Here is a 20,017-nt window from a genome sequence, read left to right on the forward strand (position 1 = left end):
CGCAACCTTTATTTTCTATTATAAATATCTGAATTTGTTCAGTTGAATTCATGATTTTCCGCAAAATCAACTGTCTTCTACGTTTTTAGCGTAACAAAGTACATATTCGTGATCATTAACAAGTAGATTATTATCACTCGCCACCACCTTCAGTCATGCCAGGAACAATGTTAGCGATGAAATTTGTTCGTCCGAAAATTTCGTCGCATAGGCGTTTGCTGAGGTTATGAACGTTCGTGGTCGTCGATGGAGATGAAGATTACGCCGTCGTCGCGCAGCAAATTGCGGGCGAGTTTGAGGCGCGGGTACATCATGGAGAGCCAATCGGAGTGGAAGCGTCCGTTGGATTCAGTGTTAGCCACCATGCGCTGCCCCGCTTCATCTTTTTGGTTGGAGCGTTGCAAGTAGTTCGCGGTGCTTTCTGAAAAATCGTCTGCGTAGATGAAATCGTTGCCCGTGTTGTAAGGCGGGTCGATGTAAATCATCTTGACCTTGCCCAGATACGTTTCCTGCAACAGCTTGAGCGCATCAAGGTTATCCCCTCAATGAACAAGTTTTGCGTGGTATCAAACTCAACACTTTCCGCACGGCACGGGCGCAAGGTTTTCGCAATCGGTGCGTTAGCCGTCAACAACGCCTCCCGCTTACCCGGCCAATTCAACTGATACCGCTCTGCCGCCCCCTCCACTATCGAACCAGAAAGCTCTTGGCGCAATTGGTCAAAGTCGATAGCGGTTTGCACTGAACCATCAGCAGCACGAGTTTCGGTGACACAGTGGGGAAACAACGCCGCCAGCTTGTCGATATTGGCTTGCGTAAGATCAGTGCTGTGTAGTTTCAGTTTTTCCATGCGGGGTTAATCCTTGGGAGTAATCATGCAAGAGTGTAACAAGTTGCGGTATCAGGTGCGTGCAAATACCAGCAAGAGCATCATATTGTGCCTATCCGCCGCCCGTAATGCTTCCAAATAAGCACTTCGTACTTCAAACGTTTAACTCGCCTTGGGTGGTGATATGTGTCGGCAATAAACCTTGCGCTTCGTCAGGGTCAAGCGGTGTTGCACCGAGTGGGTATTCAAAATTCACCGCCATAACTCCCGACGTGAACCTTCGCGCAATGCCTTGGCGAGCTGCTGAATTTGTTTGTCCGTCACTGCGTGATAAACGCCCTGATCTTCCAAGGTCATTGAATGCGCGACGGGCAATACACGTTCACGCGCAACCTGTTCGGCGCGTTCATTCAGCATATCTTCGAGCGGTTTACGCGGAATGAGCGCGTATGTCAGATTACAATCCAATGCTGTCGCCACTTTGCGCAAGGTAGCCAGCGTAATTGCTTCATCCCTTTCCGCTTTTTCGAGATGGCGTAAACCCGCATCGGTCATACCCAAGCGTTTTGCCAAAGCCACCGAAGTCATGCCCAGTGCTTCACGGATAGCATGAATCCAGCCATTGCTGGGGCGCGAGGGAAGTGCTGCTTGTCGCCAACACTCTAGCGCTTGGCTGGTTTGCTGCAATTTGAGATCACGAAAAACCTGTTTCATAAGGCGACTGCCTAAAAAGAAAGTAACAGGTTTTGATAATGCCACGATTCAATAGCGATAACTACTGAATCGTGGATTTTTGAGAGGGATTTAATCCCCGTTGCCATTCCCCGGCTTCAGCTTCCAAATCTCGCGGTTATATTCCGCCATCGTGCGGTCAGTGGAGAAAAACCCACTGCTCGCCGTATTCAGAATACTCATGCGCGTCCAATGCTCTTGATCTTGCCACGCCACCGACACATGTTCCTGCGCATTCACGTAGCTGCGGAAATCTGCCAGCGTCATCCACGGGTCGTGCGGGCTGAGCAGCGCATCCAACACCATGTCGAAAATGCCCGGTTCGGTCATATTGAAGTGACCGCTGCGGATCAGCTCAATTACCCCGCGCAAATCCTCATCCTGTTCCACGTAATGCCAGGGGTGGTAGCAATGGCGCAATTCATCCACATCATCCGCCCGCAACCCGAACAGGAAGAAGTTTTCCTGCCCTACCGCTTCCAGAATTTCGATATTCGCGCCGTCATACGTGCCGATGGTCAATGCGCCGTTCATCATGAACTTCATATTGCCCGTGCCGGACGCTTCCTTGCCTGCGGTAGAAATTTGTTCGGATAAATTCGCGGCAGGCGCGATAATTTCCATGCTCGACACCCGATAGTTAGGGATGAAGGCGACTTTCAAACGTCCATCCACATCAGGGTCGTTATTGACCACTTCCGCCACGCTGTTGATGAGCTTGATAATGCGCTTTGCCATCGCGTAACCGGGCGCGGCTTTACCGCCGATCAGCACGCAACGATCCGCCCAATGTTCCAGCTTGCCGAGTTTAATGCGGCGATACAAATGCACCACATGCAACAAATTCAGCAATTGGCGTTTGTATTCGTGAATCCGTTTCACCTGCACATCGAACAGCGCATTCGGGTTGAAATCCACCCCGCATTCTTGTTTGACCAATGCCGCAAGGCGTTGTTTATTCGCGTATTTCACCTCACGCCACTGCGCATGAAACGCGGTGTATTCGGGCGCTGCCAATGGCTTGAGTTTTTCCAATTGGCTCAAATCGCGTACCCAGTCTGTACCAATGTGTTCGCTGATCAACGCCGTCATGCCGGGGTTAGCGTGTGCCACCCAACGCCGTGGGGTTACGCCATTGGTTTTATTATTGAATTTGTCCGGCCAGAGTTCGTAGAAATCGTGGAACAGCCCATCCACCAGCAATTGCGAATGCAACGCCGCCACGCCATTCACCGAGAAACTGCCCACAATCGCCAGCCACGCCATGCGCACTTGTTGCGAACCACCCTCTTCGATGATCGACATGCGGCGCTGACGTTCGGTATCACCTGGCCATTTCATCGCCACTTGGCGCAAGAAACGTGCATTGATTTCAAAGATAATTTCCAGCAAACGCGGCAACAGTTTGGCGAACAAATGCACTGCCCAACGTTCCAAGGCTTCCGGCAGCAAAGTGTGGTTGGTGTACGCCATGCAGTTGGAGGTGATTGCCCACGCCTCCTCCCAGCCCAAGCCTTTGTCGTCCATCAAAATACGCATTAATTCCGCGACCGCAATCGTCGGGTGCGTATCGTTCATTTGGAACACGTGTTCAGCGGCAAACTTGGTGTAATCGTAATTACCCTGACGTTCCCACAAGCGAATCGCGTCTTTCAAGCTGGCAGAGGCAAGGAAATATTGCTGGCGTAAGCGCAATTCTTTACCGTTTTCGCTGCTGTCGTTGGGGTAGAGCACCATCGAAATGTGTTCAGCGTGATTTTTCGCTTCGACCGCTTCGGTGTAACTGCCTGCGTTGAATTCGTCGAGGTTGAATTCATCGGTCGCAGTCGCTTTCCACAAGCGCAAGGTATTCACAGTGTCGTTTTTATAGCCCGAAATCGGCATATCAAACGGCACGGCGAGTACGTCATTGGTGCCAACCCAGCGCACGCGCTGCTTGCCGCTGTGATCCAAGAAATGTTCGGTGTAACCGCCAAATTGCACTTTCTGGCTGTATTCGGCACGTTCCACTTCCCACGGGTTCGGGTCGCGCAACCAATGGTCAGGGTCTTCGACCTGATAGCCTTTCTCAATGTGCTGGCGGAACATGCCGTATTCGTAGCGAATCCCGTAACCGATCACCGGCAACCGCAACGTCGCGCAACTGTCCATGAAACACGCTGCCAACCGCCCCAAACCGCCATTGCCCAAGCCCGCATCCGGCTCTTGCGCAGACACTTCTTCCATCGTGGTGCAATAGTTTAACAAGGCACTTTTAGTGGGTTCGCAAATATCCAGGTTCAGCAAATTATTGCCCAGAGAGCGCCCAATCAGGAATTCCAGCGACATGTAGTACGCCCGCCGCCGCCCCGGTTGCAAGTATTCGCCCCAAGTACCGCGCCAATTCACGGTCAAGCGGTCGCGCAAGGTGTACGCCAACGCCTGATACAAATACACCGGCTGGCAGCCTTGAAAGCGCCCCAAGTGGTAAGACAAATAACGCTGGAAATCATCGCCCAAAGATTCCGCATCATTGGGTAACGGGTCTAGCGGCACGGCGACGTAAGGAATGTGGTGGTGTGAAAGGTGTTCTGTCATGCGGTTGCTCCTTTGTTGTATAGCGCCAGATAGTCTGTTGCGCTGTTGTCCCATCCGAATGCATGTTTCATGCCGTTGGTCTGGAAGTGCTGCCACACGGCAGGCTGATAGAAACAGTCGATTGCCCGCAGAATAGTGCCCTTCAACGCACTGGTCAGCGGCTCATGGAATACAAAACCGTCCACGCCGTCCACCACCGTATCGGCCAAACCGCCGGTATGCAGCACAAGCGGTGGAGTGCCATAGCGCAAGCTGTACATCTGGTTTAAGCCGCACGGTTCAAAGCGCGACGGCATCAAAAACATATCCGCGCCCGCTTCCAGCAAATGCGCCAACTGTTCGTCGTAGCCGATGAACACAAATACGCGGTCGGGGTGTTGAGCCGCCAATTCGCGCAAGCGTTGCTCAAAATAGCCATGCCCGGTGCCAATCAACACAAAACGGGCATCCGTCATCGCCAGCACATCGGGAATCGCGTTGATGATCAAATCCACGCCTTTTTGTTCCACCAAACGGCTGACCATGCCCAATAACGGCGCAGCCATGTGCGCGTCAGGATTCGTCACCCCAAAGCGTTGCAATAACGCGGCTTTGTTCTGGCTTTTACCGGGTTGGATGTGTTCTGCGGAATAATGCGCTGGCAAATACTTATCCGTCGCTGGATTCCAAATGTCGTTATCAATGCCATTCAGAATGCCGTACAGCTTGTAACTGCGCGATTGCAGCAAACCATCCATGCCATAGCCAAACGATGGCGTGCAGATTTCCCGCGCATACGTCGGGCTGACGGTGGTGACGGCATCCGAATACACAATGCCCGCTTTCAGCATCGAAAAGCCGCCGTAGAATTCCGCGCCTTCCCCCGACCACCAATAGCTGGGTAGGTGCAGGCTGGTGAAATCGGCCTGTGAAAAATGCCCGCCGTAAGCCAGATTGTGAATGGTAAACACCCGCTGCGGGCGTTGCGGCAACATGTCCAGAAACGCAGGCACTAGCCCCGTTTGCCAATCGTGCGCGTGCACCACATCCGGCGTCCAGTCGAGTTGCAACGCATCCCGTGCCAATTCTGCCGCTGCGCGTGCAAACACGGTATAGCGTTCGGCATTATCCGCCCAATCATAGCCATTCGGTTGCAAATACGGGTTGCCGGGGCGATCAAACAGCGCGGGGCAATCCACAATCCACAGCGGGAATGGGTAATCGGGGTGCTGGCTTTCCAGAATCCGCACCGTGTGTAGTTGCCCTGCACCTTGCAATTCCAGCCAGCCGAGAATCCGCACGCCCCGCAATTTACGCAAGACATCGCGGTAGCCGGGTAACAACAGCCGCACATCCACCTCGGCTTTGTGCAAGGCCACTGGCAAACTGTACGCAACATCCCCCAGCCCGCCCGTTTTTACCAAGGGGTAGGCTTCACTCGCAACAAACAGTAGTTTCATTCAGCACGCTTGTAAAAATAACGCCGCCAGTGGCGGCAGGGTGACTTCGACCGAATGCTCAAACCCCATCCATGCGTGAGGTTGCACCGGAATCATGCCCGCATTGCCGCAATTGCTCCCACCGTAGTATTCCGAATCGGTATTCAGCACTTCGCGGTAGCTCGCAGCAGCGGGAACCCCAATACGGTAAGCGTAACGGGGTACCGGGGTAAAGTTTAGCAATACAATCAACTTATCGTCAGGATTTTCACCGTGCCGAATCAAGCTCAACACCGACTGATCGGAATCGTGGCAATCAATCCACTGAAAACCGCGCCCGTCAAAATCGTAGTGGTGCAAGGCGGGCAAATCACGGTACAGCCGGTTCAAATCGCGCAAGACGTGGCGAATGCTGTCATGCGCTGGAAAACTCACCAAAGCCCAATCCAGTTCCTTTTTGACATTCCATTCTGCCCATTGCCCGAATTCACTGCCCATGAACAGCAGCTTTTTGCCGGGGTGCGCGTAATGCCAGGCATAAAATAGCCGCAGATTCGCAAACGCTTGCCAGTAATCGCCCGGCATTTTATCCAGCATACTGTGCTTTAAATGCACCACTTCATCGTGTGACAGCGGCAGCACGAAGTTTTCCGAATACGCATAAATCTGGCTAAACGTGAGTAAGTTATGGTGGTATTTGCGGTGAACCGGGTTCTGTTCAATGTACTTAAGGTTGTCGTTCATCCACCCCATGTTCCATTTCATGCTGAAACCCAAACCGCCGATTTCCACGGGGCGCGATACCGCAGGCCACGAGGTAGATTCTTCTGCAATCGTCAAAATGCCGGGGAAATAGCCATGCACCACGGTATTCATTTCGCGCAAAAACGCAATCGCTTCAATGTTTTCGCGCCCGCCGTATTTATTCGGCAACCATTCTCCGGCTTTGCGCGAATAGTCCAAATACAGCATCGACGCGACCGCATCCACCCGCAGCCCGTCAATGTGGAATTCATCAATCCAATACAGCGCATTGGAAATCAGAAAGTTCTTCACCTCATTGCGCCCGAAATCAAAAATCAGCGTACCCCAATCCTGATGTTCGCCACGGCGTGGGTCAGCGTGTTCGTAGAGCGGTTCGCCGGTGAATTTTGCCAGCGCAAAATCATCTTTGGGGAAATGCGCCGGAACCCAATCCAGTAATACGCCAATCCCCGCGACGTGGCAGGCATCCACGAAGGCACGGAAATCATCCGGCGTACCGTAACGGGCGGTGGGGGCGTAATAACCCGACACTTGATAACCCCACGATTCATCCAGCGGGTGTTCCGCGACCGGCATTAATTCGATGTGGGTGTAATTCAAGTCGATGACGTAAGGAATCAGCGTTGCGGTGAGTTCTGCCCACGAATAAAAACGCCCGTCCGGGTGTTTGCGCCATGAGCCGGGGTGCAATTCGTACACGCTCATGGGTTGGTGTTGCCAGTCGAACTGTTCGCGGGCGGCAATCCACGCGCTATCTTGCCAAGGATGGGGCACATCGTTGGGAACGCGCGAGGTGGTTTCGGGGCGCATGAACATTTGCTGCGCATACGGGTCGGTTTTGACCACGATGGCATCGTGACGGTTGAGAATTTCGTATTTGTACGACGTGCCGACTGCAATGCCGGGGATGAAAATTTCCCACACGCCGGTTTCACCACGCACCCGCATCGGGTGTCTGCGCCCGTCCCACGCATTGAAATCGCCGATCACGCTGACGCGCTTGACCGCTGGTGCCCACACCGCAAACAGTGTGCCTGCGATACCGTCAACGCGGGTTGCATGAGAACCGAGCACTTTCCAAGCGTGGTGATGGCGACCTTGACCAAGGAGATGCAAGTCAAGGTCGCCCACCTGTGGAGGAAACGTATAGGGACAGACGGCATCGTGCCAATTACCTGCTTGTTTATCCTGCCAGCTTAGGGCGGGGTGCGAAGGAGCAGCGTCGGTCGGAGAGGGTAGCTTCGCTTCAAAACAATCAGTACCTTCCAGGCGTGTCATCAATCCATGCCCGACGACTTCAACCGCTTCAGCGGCAGGCATGAAAGTACGCAGCACCCGGCTGCCATCCGGTAGCGGATGCCATCCCAGCCAGTCAAACGGATCGTGATGTGTGCCTTGTTGTATCCGAATCAAGTTCTCGTTCATCTCGCTGGTGTTCCTGTAGTTTTTCATGCAATTGCGATGCCAGAGTATCCGGTATGTCTGACCAGTCGAAGCGCCACGCCCAATTACCTGCCACCGTACCGGGGGTATTCATGCGGGCGTCGCTACCTAAATGCAGTAAATCTTGTAATGGAATCATGGCTAACAACGCGCGGCTGGCGAAAATTGTGTCCAGCATGGTAGCTGTTACCTGTGACACCTCCTCGATAGCCAACACTTTCATGACGTGTTGCTGGGCTTCCTCACTTAAGCTGGTAAACCAACCCTGCAAGGTGTCGTTATCGTGTGTCCCCGTATAATACACCGTGTTAGCGCGTACATTGTGCGGTTTGTGCGGGTTATCCTCAAAGTGATCAAAGCCAAATTGCAGCACGCTCATGCCCGGCAAGTCGTATTTGTCACGCAATGCGGTGACATCGGGCGTAATGACACCCAAATCTTCAGCGACTAACGGGATATTCCCCAGTGCCGCTTGCAGGCTGGCAAGCATGGCGTCACCGGGAACGTCCTGCCAATAGCCATTGATCGCGGTCGGCTCGGTTGCCGGAATCATCCAACTTGCCGCCAAACCCCGGAAGTGATCCAAGCGTACCAAATCGAAAAATTCAAAGTGATACAGCAAGCGTTGTTGCCACCATTGGAAGTTTTCCGCCTGCATATTTTCCCAATGATAGTGCGGATTGCCCCAACGCTGCCCTGTTTCGGAGAAATAGTCGGGCGGCACGCCGGTGACTAAGGTTGGCGTGCCAGTGTCATCTAACAGGAAACGCTGCGGGTTTGCCCACACATCCGCGCTGTCGTAAGCAACGAAAATGGGCATGTCACCGAACAGGGCGACACCGCGCTCGGTGGCATAAGTGCGCAAGGCTTGCCATTGCAACCAGCAAGCATATTGCTCGTGGATAATGGCGGCGAGGGCTTCAGCGTGTTCGCCGCGTACCGTGAACAGCGTTTGGGGATCGCGACTGCGGAAGGCGGGCGGCCATGCAGCCCATTCATTGCCATCGAACTTCTGTTTTAGCACCATGAACAGGGCGTAGTCTTCGACCCAGTGTTTTTGGTTGGCGTACCAAGCGTCGAAAGAAGCGGTGGGGTTAGGAGGGGGTTCTGCTGCAAACAACCCCGGATTTACCGCAAATGCAGACGCGCATTGATACGGCGACAGCCCCGCCAGCGGCACACCCAGCGGCAACATTTGCCAGACCTTAAAGCCTGCATCCGCCAGCCAATCTATCCAGCGGTACGCATCCGCTTCCAACTTACCGCTCGGCAAAGAAGTGGGGTGCAGCAACACCCCCGCCGCCCGTCCAATCGTTTGTATCCCCATCAAGTATTCCTACGCATCGTGCCCGCATTTTCAGCGCCTGCACCACCTTGTGACATCGGTTTATCCAAATACACGGGCGTATCCACGCCCAACATTTCGTACAGCTTGTGCAATTGCTGGCGGAACAAGCGCTCGAAATCGCGCACGCTATCCGCCGGATTGTAATCGCCGAACCACCAGAACCAGTCCGAGCCTTCGCAAATCCCCAACTGACGGCTGGCGAGTCCTTGCTGTTGGGTATCGAGCGTACACGCCGCCATTACCTCGTCGAAGGCGACTTTGGCAGCAGCAAGGTAATCCCACCCCCGGTTTTTATCGGGCGAACCAATCCACGTTGAAAACGAGCCATACACCCAACTGCCCGCGCAAATCTTAGGTAGGGTGCGCGTCGGCAAGTTACTGGCTTCCGCAAACGTCACCATTTTGATTTGGTCAGAACTGCTCAGCGCGGCATACAGCGCATCCAAGAAATACGCGCCGTTTTTCGGGTAATACTCCCACGCATTTTCGCCATCCAGAATGATCGACACCACTTGATTGGAGGCATTGTGATTCAGGAATACCGCAATGTTTTCCAAGTGTTGCACGAAATCCGCCACCGCATCACGGGCGTGCCACGTGCTGTACTTAAAGCCGATCAAATCCGACAAGCCATCATCGCGGAAAAACAAGCGCACCTTGCTATCCGCTTGCTGATACGGCATGAACAGGCTGCGTTTGCTGTGTTCATCTTTACCGTTGTAACCGGACAAACGGCAACTGTTGCGCCACACGCCTTCCCCGGAAGCCGTCCAACGAATCCCCAGCTCATCCAGCAGGCTTACCGCGTCTTCGCTAATCCCACCTTCGGACAACCACACACCTTGCGGTTTCATGCCGAAGTAATGCTGGAAGACGTCGATACCTTGCTGCAAATGCCAGCGTGACCGCGCTTCACCATCCGGGTAATGCGTGGTTTGCGGTACCGGCGCATCCGGCAAGGAACAGCGCAGGTTATTGAAATCATTCAGCAACGGTACAATCGGGTGCATGTACGGCGTCATGGATAATTCCACCTGCCCACCTTCCGCCAGCTTGCGGTAACGCGGAATCAGCCCCGCCAGACAATCGCGAATTACCACCAGCAAATCGCGCCGATCCGTCGCGCTGAATTCACTGCCCTGCTGCAACAAACGCTGGATAACCGGCAACGCTTGCAACGACTGCCCCAACCACGCCAAGTGATACCAGGTCAGCAAATCCAAAAAGTATTGATCGCTCAAATACACCAAAGAGCAACGAAAGCGCTTGCTGCCAATGCCCGATTCATCGGTGGCACCAATCATCTTGAACAAGCGCTGGAATGGCGCGTGCGTGTGAATCATGGTCGGCGCATGGCAACGCTGGCATTCCGCAATCAATTCAGCACGCGCCGCCGTATCCGCAGGCACGGGTTCAACCCCTGCCAACAGATTCAGCAACTTATCCTGTATCGGCGCACCTTTGCTGAGAAACGCGCTTAATTGCTGGGCGTAATCGTCAATTTGCTCCAGCAAAACCGGGGCAAAGTTGACCACGCTACGCATCCGGCTGTGTTTTTCCAGATGCGCCGCCATGTCGCTGTAATCTTTGATGCCATGCAAGTAAACCCACGGCAGGCGGTATTCACCGTCTAACCCGTTGCGATACCACGGCTGGTGCATGTGCCAGCAGAGCACCACATTTAACTGGCCATTCGCCATAATACATCCTTATCGCCTGTGCGTAGTTTCTGCCCCATCATTTCGGCTGTGACCAGCACGATACCTTCGGGGGTGACATGAAAACGTTTGCGGTCGAGTTCGAGGTCTTCCCCGATAATCGTACCGTGCGGAATCACGGTGCCTTTATCGATAATGGCTTTGGTAATTCGGCAATTTTCCCCAATGCTCACTTTGGGTAAAATCACGCTATCACGCACGTGGCTGTATTTGCCAATCGTGGTAGCGAAAAACACCAGCGAGCGTTTGACCCTAGCGCCGGAGAGGATGCAACCGGCTGAAATCAACGAATCAATCGCCTCACCCCGGCAACCTTCATCGTCGAAAATAAATTTAGCGGGTGGATATTGCGCTTGATACGTCCACACCGGCCAGTCGCGGTCATACAAATTCAGTTCGGGTTCGACGGCGCACTGTTCCATATTGGCTTGCCAGTAAGAATACAGCGTTCCCACGTCACGCCAGTAGCCCGGATCGCCGTTTTCCTTGCGGAATGGGTAAGCCATGGCCTTGGCGCTGTGGATATTGGCAGGAATAATGTCCTTGCCAAAATCCCGCGACGAATGCGCTTTCGCGGCATCTTCATACAACACTTTAAAGAGGAATTCGCGCGAAAAGATATAAATCCCCATCGACGCTAACGCAATGCCCGGTTTGCCCGTAATTTCTTCGGGATGCTCAGGCTTCTCGGTAAATTTGGTGATGCGCAACTCGTCATCAACTGACATTACCCCGAAACCTTTAGCCTCCTCCACCGGCACTTCAATGCAGCCCACGGTAAAGTCGGCGCGTGAATTGACGTGATGCACCAACATTTTGGAGTAGTCCATGGTATAAATGTGGTCGCCGCCCAATACCAACACGTAATCCGGGTCGTGGCGTTGCACAATGTCGAGATTCTGGAACAGCGCATCGGCTGTCCCCTGATACCATTCCTTTTTGCTGGTGCGTTGTTGCGCGGGGAGAATTTCGACGAATTCGCCGATTTCCGCCCGCATAAACCCCCACGCACGTTGCAAATGGCGAATCATGGAATGCGATTTGTATTGCGTCAGCACTCCAACTCGCCGAATGCCCGAATTCACGCAATTCGACAGCGCAAAGTCGATAATGCGGTATTTGCCACCGAATGGCACAGCCGGTTTTGCCCGCCACATGGTCAGGTCTTTTAAACGCGACCCTTCGCCACCCGCCAACACCAACGCTAAGGTTTTGCGGGTCAATTCCGTGACCATCTTCGGCTCCGTGTAATACCGGTACAGCTTCGCCTGTTGATCTTTATCCAGTGTCATGATGTTTTCCTATGGTGCAACGCAGCCGCCAGCGCCCCTTGTAAGCCGAGCCGCGTATTGGTAATTAAGTAAATCGGCATTTGCTGAACCAAGCCAGCCATCCTGCCTTTGTCAAAACAAGCCGCCAAAAACCGGGGTGTCTGTAACCAGGTTTGGATGCGCGCGGAAATGCCACCCGCTAAATATAAACCGCCGCGTGGTTGGTAGAGCAGCGCCACATTGCCGACCCAGTTGGCGTAAATATCGGTAAATAATTCCATTGCCGCCAGCGCTATCGGCTCGCCTGCTTGGGCAGCGCTATTCACTTCCGCCCCACCCCGTTCGCGCAAAGCATCCGGCAAACTGCCCGTCATATCGTGCAAACAAAACTGGTAGACCTGATTCACGCCGGGACCAGACAACACCCGTTCCCACGACACATGGCTGAAACGTTCCCGCATAAATGCCAGCAAGCGTTCTTGCTGCGCATTCGCTGGCGCAAAATCGGTATGCCCGCCTTCGGTCGCAAAACTCTGGTAATGCCCATTGGCATCCACTTGCATCCAGGCCAGCCCTAACCCCGTTCCCGCGCCCGTAATCACACGCGGCTCGCCGTTCCCTGAGCGTAGCCGAAGGGAATCCCCCGCATTCAACACCACATAATCGTCCGCCGTTAGCGTGGCAACACCCGCTGCCGCCGCTTGGAAATCGTTCATGAAGAGCAGTTGTGGGGTATTCAGCAGGGCTTGCAGCGCGGCATGTTCCAGCGTCCAGTCCAGATTGGTGAGGCGAATCGATTGACCGGCTTGCACCGGCCCCGGCAAAGCTAAACAAACACCATCCGGGGTAACGGTTTGCTGCGCATCCGCGAGGAATTGCTGCAACAACGCTTCGGCACTGACAAATTCGCCACTGGCATACACATGCTCGAAGCACACCCTGGTAGCCTGCACATCGGCTTGCACCCATGCCAGCCAGCTTTTTGTACCGCCAATATCACCAGCAATTACATTCATCGACGACCCTGTGGTTACGTGTGCGTTTTTGGGTTATGGCTTGTTATGCCTTGATCCTAGCAGGCGTGGACACGCCATGCGCTGCTACAGGTCAAGGTATGCGCGTTTATATTGCCCGTTGTTGAGCGCGTTGTTGCCGATAGCGATTAATCAAACCATTGGTGGAAGCGTCATGCGCGGTCACGGGTTCGGCTGCATTCAATTCAGGCTGGATGCATTTCGCCAATTGTTTCCCCAACTCGACACCCCACTGATCGTAGGAATTCAGATTCCAGACAATACCTTGCACAAAAATTTTGTGTTCGTACAACGCAATCAACATGCCTAAAGTATGCGGGGTGAGGGCTGTCAGCAATAAAGCATTACTAGGGTGATTGCCAGCAAACACTTTGGGCGCATGAGGCGGCGTCACGCCACTGTCGCGGGTTTCTTGCAAAGTACGCCCCCGCATTAGCGCCTCGGTTTGCGCCAAAAAGTTTGCCATCAGAATGTCGTGCTGCGCGTGCAAATCGGTCGGCGGCGTGACCGAAATAATGAAATCAGCCGGAATCAGCCGTGTCCCCTGATGAATCAATTGGTAGAACGCATGTTGCCCATTAATGCCACTCGTCCCCCAAATAATCGGCCCGGTGGCATAATCCACGGCGTTGCCATCACGATCGACCGATTTGCCATTGCTTTCCATATCGGCTTGCTGCAAATACAAGGGCAAGCTGCGCAAGTAATGGTCGTAAGGCAGGATAACTTGCGATTCTGCCCCAAAATAATTGCTGTACCACACGCCCAATAGCGCGAGGATGACCGGCATATTGCGCTCCAACGGTGCATCACGGAAATGCTGATCCATGGCGTGTGCGCCACCCAGCAAGGCAATGAAATTTTCCGCCCCCACTGCCAACACCACCGACAGCCCAATCGCTGACCACAGCGAATAGCGCCCCCCGACCCAATCCCAGAAACCGAACATATTCTCAGGGTCAATCCCAAACCCCATCACCGCTTCCCGATTGGTGGAAACCGCCACGAAATGCTTGGCAATGTGCGCGTCATCGGCGGCGTGTTGCAAAAACCAGTGCCGCGCATGGTGCGCATTGGTCATGGTTTCTTGGGTGGTAAAAGTTTTCGAGGCGACGATAAACAGCGTGGTTTCAGGGTCAAGGCTTTCGAGTTTTTCGACAATGTGTGCGCCGTCAACGTTGGAGACGTAATGCATATTCAGACGTGGGTGGCGATAGGCTTTCAGGGCTTGGTACACCATGTGCGGCCCCAGATCAGAACCGCCGATGCCGACGTTCACCACATCCACAATCGGCTTGCCGGTATAACCTGTCCAAGTGCCGCTGCGTACCCGTTCGGCGAAAGCGCTCATCTGTGCGATCACCGCATTCACCGCAGGCATGACATTTTCACCGTCAACCAGCACCGGCGTATTGCTACGATTGCGTAACGCGGTATGCAACACGGCGCGGTGTTCGGTGTTATTGATGGTGTCACCTTGGAACATGCGTTCGCGCCAGCCTGCCACATCCGCCGTTTCAGCGAGTTGCATCAATAATTGCAAGGTCGTATCGGTAATGCGGTTCTTGGAATAGTCGAGGAAAATATCGCCGACTTGCAGCGAAAAGCGCTCAAAACGCGCCGGGTCAGCGGCAAACAATTCACGCAAATGCACATCGCAGAGGGTTGCATAGTGCTGTTGCAAGGCGGCATGAATAGGCTGATGCAATGCGGGCGGGGAACCTGCGTGGGATGGGTGTTCCGTGGTGATGGGCATGAATTCTCCTTCTTCGTGTGACCGGCGGTATTGTTATGCAAATTCTATGCCGGAAAACCAACACCTTGCCATGATCTAGCGCAGGTTTATTGTGATAAAGCGTACAAGATTTTCACCCAATGCAGGTGAATACGCAATGAAATTTTGCCCCAATTCAGTGCGTAGCGCTCAACAATCGGCAACTTTACACGAGCGAATTCTGCCCGTTCCCGGGGAAACAATGACGTTATAACGATCAACGCTGTCGACTTGGATAGTCAACGTGCCATTGTCGTGTGCGCTACCGTTTGGTTTATAGCGAACCACCTGTTTAGGTGTGAAATTACTGCCAATGACGATATTGGTCATGTCGGGTTGATTGTCCAACAGAATTTCTTCTGCCGCATCGGTGTTACCGGAGCCGTAATTGCAACCGGCAGTATCAATCACGTTGTCACCGTCACAATCCACGAACACCAGCCAACCGTTTTCAAAGCCACCTGTTGTTTCACAAGCACTGCCATCGGTTTTACGCACGCACATGGTGACAGGATAATTGCGTTTTACGGCTTCTGCGCGGGCATAGTTGAGGGCGGAAACCAACTGGTTATTGAGTGCTGTTAAGCGGTTATTGTTCAACATTTCACGCAATGACGGCGTAGCGACGGCTGCCAAGATTGCCACGATGGTAACGGTAACGATGAGTTCGATGAGCGTCAAACCGCGCTGTGAGTGTTTGTTCATGAGGCATTCCCTTAGCTGTGTCTTATTGTTGGGATTCAGGGAAGAAAAGGCGTCCATGCCATGCACGTACTTCCTTGTGACAGCAGTATACTCAATCTGCCGTGCAGCGGCGGTGAATGTGGGATGAACGGCTATCCGCAGCAGATTAAGCGCATTAACGGATTACTTACGCCAAAATGCCGGAGCAAGCAAGACCAGCACCGTCATCAGTTCCAACCGCCCCATGATCATGCACAGCGACAACCACCACTTGGAAAAATCGCTTAACGGCGCGAAATTGGATGACACATTACCCAGCCCTACGCCCATATTATTGATGGTAGCGGCGACCGCTGAAAATGCGGTTATCTGATCCTGACCATCCGCCATTAGCCCCAACATGAACACCACAAACAGGGCGGCATAAATGAAGAAAAATCCCCACACGGCTTTAACGATTTGCTCATCAATTACCTGCTTGTTGATCTTGATGGGCATGTGCGCACGCGGGTGAACCAATAAATTAATTTCCCGAATCGCCTGCTTAAGCAACAATAAAAACCGGATGGCTTTCATGCCACCGCCGGTTGACCCCGAACAGCCACCGCTGGTGACCAGCAAAGTAATAAATACCGGCAGAAACGTCGGCCACACCGAATGATCCCCGATAATCAGCCCGGTACTGGTCATGACCGACACCACGTGAAACGCCGCATAGCGCAGCGCATCAAACGGGTTAGGGTAAGTATCATACGCAAACAAACTAAGCGCCACGACCACAATCGCCGCCAACGTCAAACCTGTATAAAAGCGAAACTCAGAATCTTCCGCGTAAGGTTTTAAGGTCGCGCCACGCCACGCAATGTAATGCAGGCCAAAGTTTGCCCCCGCCAGAAACATGAAAATAATCGCAATGTAATCAATCATCGGGCTGTCAAAAAAAGCGAGGCTTAAATCGTGATTGCTAAATCCACCCGTGCCTAATACTGAGAAACTATGCCCCACGGCATCAAACCAGCTCATGCCTGCCAGTCGGAATGCTAAGGCACACAAAATGGTCAATACCAAATAGGTGTACCACAACAATTTTGCGGTTTCGGCGATACGCGGTTCAAGTTTGGCATCTTTGATCGGGCCGGGGGCTTCCGCTTTATACACTTGCATTCCCCCAACACCTAACATTGGTAAAATCGCCACCGCTAACACGATAATGCCCATGCCACCCAGCCAGTGCAGCTCCATGCGCCAAAACAGAAGTGAGCGTGGAAACGAGTCCAAATTCACAAAAACCGATGCCCCGGTTGTCGTCAACCCAGAAGTGGATTCAAACACCGCATCCGTGAAACTCGCCGGAATTGTTTCTGAAAACACAAACGGCAAGGCACCCGCCAAACTCAGCACCACCCAAAACAGGGTGACAATCAGAAAACCATCACGGGTACGCAATACCGCACGTGCGTGGCGTACCGGCAACCATAAGGCGAAACCGACTCCCAACAAAATAGCGCCCGCCCACCAAAAGGGTGCCAACTCAGGATCCTCCATCAACCAACCGATCAAAATCGGCGGGAACATGGTGAAGCTGAACACCATCAGCAACAGGCCAAAAATTCGCAGGATGATACTGAATTGCATAATGGGGCTTGCTTAAAAGTAGTGGATGCCGACTTGAAACAATTTTTCAACCGCAGGCACGTAGCGTTTATCGGTCACGAACATAATGATGTGATCCTCGGCGAGGACAACAATTTCATGGCTTGCCATCATCACCTCTTCTTTGCGCACCACCGCGCAAATGACCGTGCCGGGGGGCAATTTGATTTCTTCCAAGCGCTTGCCGACCACTCGCGAGGTTTTGCGATCGCCATGTGCAATGATTTCCAGCGCTTCCGCTGCCCCGCGTCGCAGTGAGTGTACCGCTACAATGTCACCGCGCCGAATGTGGGTCAATAATGCGCCGATGGTGATTTGTTGCGGGGAAATGGCAACGTCGATACTGCTTTCCACCAAATCAATATAGCTGAGGCGATTGATCAAACACATGACCCGTTTTGCCCCTAGCCGCTTGGCGAGCATGGATGACAAAATGTTGGCCTCATCGTCATTAGTGACAGCGATAAATACATCGGTGTTTTCGATATTTTCTTCCGCCAGCAGGCTTTCATCGGCAGCATCGCCTTCGAGCACGATGGTTTTATCCAAACGCTCGGCGAGTTTGGAAGCACGCGCATTGTCTTTTTCAATGATTTTGACTTGGTAGCGGGCATCTTCCAACAAACGCGCCAAGCGGTTGCCAATATTGCCGCCACCCGCCAAGATAATACGCTTGTAGGGTTTATCGAGTTTACGCAACTCACTGATAATGGAACGAATGTGGTTGGGGCTGGCAATGAAAAACAATTCATCGCCCACTTCAATAATGGTGCTATCGCTAAAAGTGATCGGTTTGCCCTTGCGAAACAGTGCGGCAATCCGAGCTTTCAAACCGGGCATGTGGGCGTGCATGTCTTTGAGCGGATGCCCAATCAGCGGGCCATCGTGCAACGCTTTGACCCCGACCATTTGCACCTTGCCATTCGCAAAACTGATCACTTGCAAGGAACCGGGGTGCGAAATCAGGTTGAAAATGTGTTGCGTCACCAATTGTTCCGGGCTGATCAGCACATCAATCGGCACCGCCGCATCGTTAAACAATTCGGGGCGATCCAAATAATGCGAAGAGCGAATCCGCGCAATTTTGGTCGGCGTGTGGTAAAGCGTGTGCGCAATCTGGCAGGCCACCATATTGGTTTCATCGCTGTTTGTGACCGCCACCAGCATATCGGCGTCTTCGATTCCGGCGCGTTCCAGCACCCGTGGGTAGGACGCCTGCCCCACTTCCACCCGCACATCGAGTTTTTCACGCAAATCACGTAAGGCGGCGGCATTCGTATCCACAATGGTGACATCGTTGTCTTCGTTTACCAATGAGGCAGCCACGGAGTGACCCACTTGCCCGGCACCAAGAATCAGGATTTTCATAAGGTAAACTTAGCGTCCGTATTTTTTGGGGTCGACATTCAGGGAGCGCATTTTGCGGTACAAGTGGGTGCGTTCCATCTTCACCTGATCGGCGAGTTTGCTGACATTGCCATCCGCTTGCTTGAGTTGATAAATCAGGTAATCGTGCTCAAACTGTTCGCGGGCTTGGCGCAGTGGCAGGTCAAACAGGCTTTCGGGAATTTGCCCGATTTCTTGCGAAAATACCGGAATTCGCGTCCCCACCGATTCTTCCACCTCATCCAGCGACACTTCGGTCTCGGTACCCAAAATCAGCAAGCGTTGCACCAAATTGCGCAATTCGCGGATATTGCCCGGCCAGGTGTGATTGCGCAGAAAATTTTGTGCTGCCAGCGAAATGTGTCGGTACGGTAAACCGTCTTGCGCGGTCAAAATATCAACGTAATGATTCAGCAATTCCGGCACGTCTTCGGGGTGATCGCGCAACGGTGGAATCATAACCGGCACAACATTCAGCAGGTAATACAATTCCTCATTGAATTTACCGCCGTGCACATCGTCCAGCAAATCGTGGGAGGAGGACACCATCAAGGCAATGTCCAACTCCACCCAATCGCTGCCACCGACGCGCATAAAGCGGTTTTCCTTGAGGGTATGCAACAAACGGGTTTGGGTATCCTGATCCAGCTCATAAATTTCAGCGAGGAACAGCACCCCGCCATTGGCTTCATCCAACAAACCGTATTGAATCTTGCCCTGCTCTTCACGCCCAAACAGTACGTGGCTCAGCGTCGCGGCATTGTCTTTATTTGCACTCAAAGCGGCACGCACAAACGGGCGATTTTTGCGGCTGCTAAGCGCGTGAATGTGGCGAGCAAAGGTTTCCTTGCCTGTCCCCGGCTCACCGTACAACAACACGCGGCTATCGTGTTGCGCAATGCGTTTGGCCTGTTCGCGCAAACGTTGCAAGGTTTGGCTGCTCCCCACCGGCTCTAGGGAACTGACCATTTGTTTGCGCAAACCCCGGTTTTCTTTTTCCAATTGGCTGGCACGCAAGGCATTGCTAATCGTCAGCAGCATTTTCGCCATCGACAGCGGCTTTTCAATGAAATCGTGAGCGCCGAGTTTGGTGGCTTCCACGGCGGTTTCAATCGTGCCATGCCCCGACATCATAATCACCGGGCAACACAGCGTATCGTTTTCACGCCATTCTTTGAGCAGGGAAATACCGTCTTGCCCCGGCATCCAAATATCGAGCAAAATCAGGTCAGGTTTGCGGCTGCGGTGCAATTCGCGGGCTTTAATGGCGTTTTCAGCCGTGACCACCCGATAGCCTTCGTCTTCGAGGATTTCACTGACAAGCTGGCGAATATCCGGCTCATCGTCCACCACCATAATGTATTGTGCCGTCATATCCCTACTCC

Annotated in this window: 15 protein-coding genes; all 15 read right to left on the reverse strand. The window is 53.1% G+C overall.

Going from position 1 to position 20,017, the window contains the following annotated elements; translation table 11 throughout:
• Window positions 1-224: 224 nt before the first annotated feature.
• Window positions 225-485, reverse strand: a complete 261-nt coding sequence (locus L3K52_02150; protein UOG92550.1) for a hypothetical protein — start codon at window positions 483-485, stop codon at window positions 225-227.
• Window positions 482-850 (reverse strand): hypothetical protein, encoded by a 369-nt coding sequence (locus tag L3K52_02155; protein UOG92551.1) that lies wholly within the window; start codon window positions 848-850, stop codon window positions 482-484. The genes L3K52_02150 and L3K52_02155 overlap by 4 nt, the downstream gene beginning before the upstream one ends.
• Before the next feature lie 231 nt (window positions 851-1,081).
• Window positions 1,082-1,543 (reverse strand): mobile mystery protein A, encoded by a 462-nt coding sequence (locus L3K52_02160; protein UOG92552.1) that lies wholly within the window; start codon window positions 1,541-1,543, stop codon window positions 1,082-1,084.
• A gap of 90 nt (window positions 1,544-1,633) precedes the next feature.
• Window positions 1,634-4,138: a glycogen/starch/alpha-glucan phosphorylase gene (locus L3K52_02165; protein ID UOG92553.1), complete on the reverse strand. Its 2,505-nt coding sequence runs from the start codon at window positions 4,136-4,138 to the stop codon at window positions 1,634-1,636.
• Window positions 4,135-5,577, reverse strand: coding sequence for a glycogen synthase GlgA (gene glgA, locus L3K52_02170; protein ID UOG92554.1), 1,443 nt, complete (start codon window positions 5,575-5,577; stop codon window positions 4,135-4,137). The genes L3K52_02165 and glgA overlap by 4 nt, the downstream gene beginning before the upstream one ends.
• Entirely contained in the window at window positions 5,578-7,746 is a 2,169-nt protein-coding gene (glgB, locus tag L3K52_02175) for a 1,4-alpha-glucan branching protein GlgB (GenBank protein ID UOG92555.1), read from the reverse strand.
• Window positions 7,694-9,091, reverse strand: a complete 1,398-nt coding sequence (gene malQ, locus L3K52_02180) for a 4-alpha-glucanotransferase (protein UOG92556.1) — start codon at window positions 9,089-9,091, stop codon at window positions 7,694-7,696. Before malQ ends, glgB begins: the two co-directional genes overlap by 53 nt.
• Window positions 9,091-10,812, reverse strand: coding sequence for a glycoside hydrolase family 57 protein (locus tag L3K52_02185; protein ID UOG92557.1), 1,722 nt, complete (start codon window positions 10,810-10,812; stop codon window positions 9,091-9,093). Before L3K52_02185 ends, malQ begins: the two co-directional genes overlap by 1 nt.
• Complete coding sequence (gene glgC, locus L3K52_02190; protein ID UOG93953.1) at window positions 10,794-12,065, reverse strand: glucose-1-phosphate adenylyltransferase; 1,272 nt, start codon at window positions 12,063-12,065, stop codon at window positions 10,794-10,796. The genes L3K52_02185 and glgC overlap by 19 nt, the downstream gene beginning before the upstream one ends.
• 53 nt (window positions 12,066-12,118) lie before the next feature.
• Complete coding sequence (gene glk / locus L3K52_02195) at window positions 12,119-13,117, reverse strand: glucokinase (GenBank protein UOG92558.1); 999 nt, start codon at window positions 13,115-13,117, stop codon at window positions 12,119-12,121.
• Between the two features lie 106 nt (window positions 13,118-13,223).
• Window positions 13,224-14,891, reverse strand: a complete 1,668-nt coding sequence (gene pgi, locus L3K52_02200; protein ID UOG92559.1) for a glucose-6-phosphate isomerase — start codon at window positions 14,889-14,891, stop codon at window positions 13,224-13,226.
• A gap of 168 nt (window positions 14,892-15,059) precedes the next feature.
• Window positions 15,060-15,614 carry a GspH/FimT family pseudopilin gene (locus tag L3K52_02205; GenBank protein ID UOG92560.1) on the reverse strand — a complete coding sequence of 185 codons (555 nt, stop codon included), beginning with the start codon at window positions 15,612-15,614 and terminating at the stop codon, window positions 15,060-15,062.
• A gap of 162 nt (window positions 15,615-15,776) precedes the next feature.
• Complete coding sequence (locus tag L3K52_02210) at window positions 15,777-17,228, reverse strand: TrkH family potassium uptake protein (GenBank protein UOG92561.1); 1,452 nt, start codon at window positions 17,226-17,228, stop codon at window positions 15,777-15,779.
• Window positions 17,229-17,240: 12 nt separating this feature from the next.
• Window positions 17,241-18,614 carry a Trk system potassium transporter TrkA gene (gene trkA / locus L3K52_02215; GenBank protein ID UOG92562.1) on the reverse strand — a complete coding sequence of 458 codons (1,374 nt, stop codon included), beginning with the start codon at window positions 18,612-18,614 and terminating at the stop codon, window positions 17,241-17,243.
• A gap of 9 nt (window positions 18,615-18,623) precedes the next feature.
• Window positions 18,624-20,006 carry a sigma-54 dependent transcriptional regulator gene (locus tag L3K52_02220; protein ID UOG92563.1) on the reverse strand — a complete coding sequence of 461 codons (1,383 nt, stop codon included), beginning with the start codon at window positions 20,004-20,006 and terminating at the stop codon, window positions 18,624-18,626.
• Window positions 20,007-20,017: the final 11 nt, after the last annotated feature.

Source organism: Candidatus Thiothrix sulfatifontis, from assembly GCA_022828425.1.
GTDB lineage: Bacteria > Pseudomonadota > Gammaproteobacteria > Thiotrichales > Thiotrichaceae > Thiothrix > Thiothrix sulfatifontis.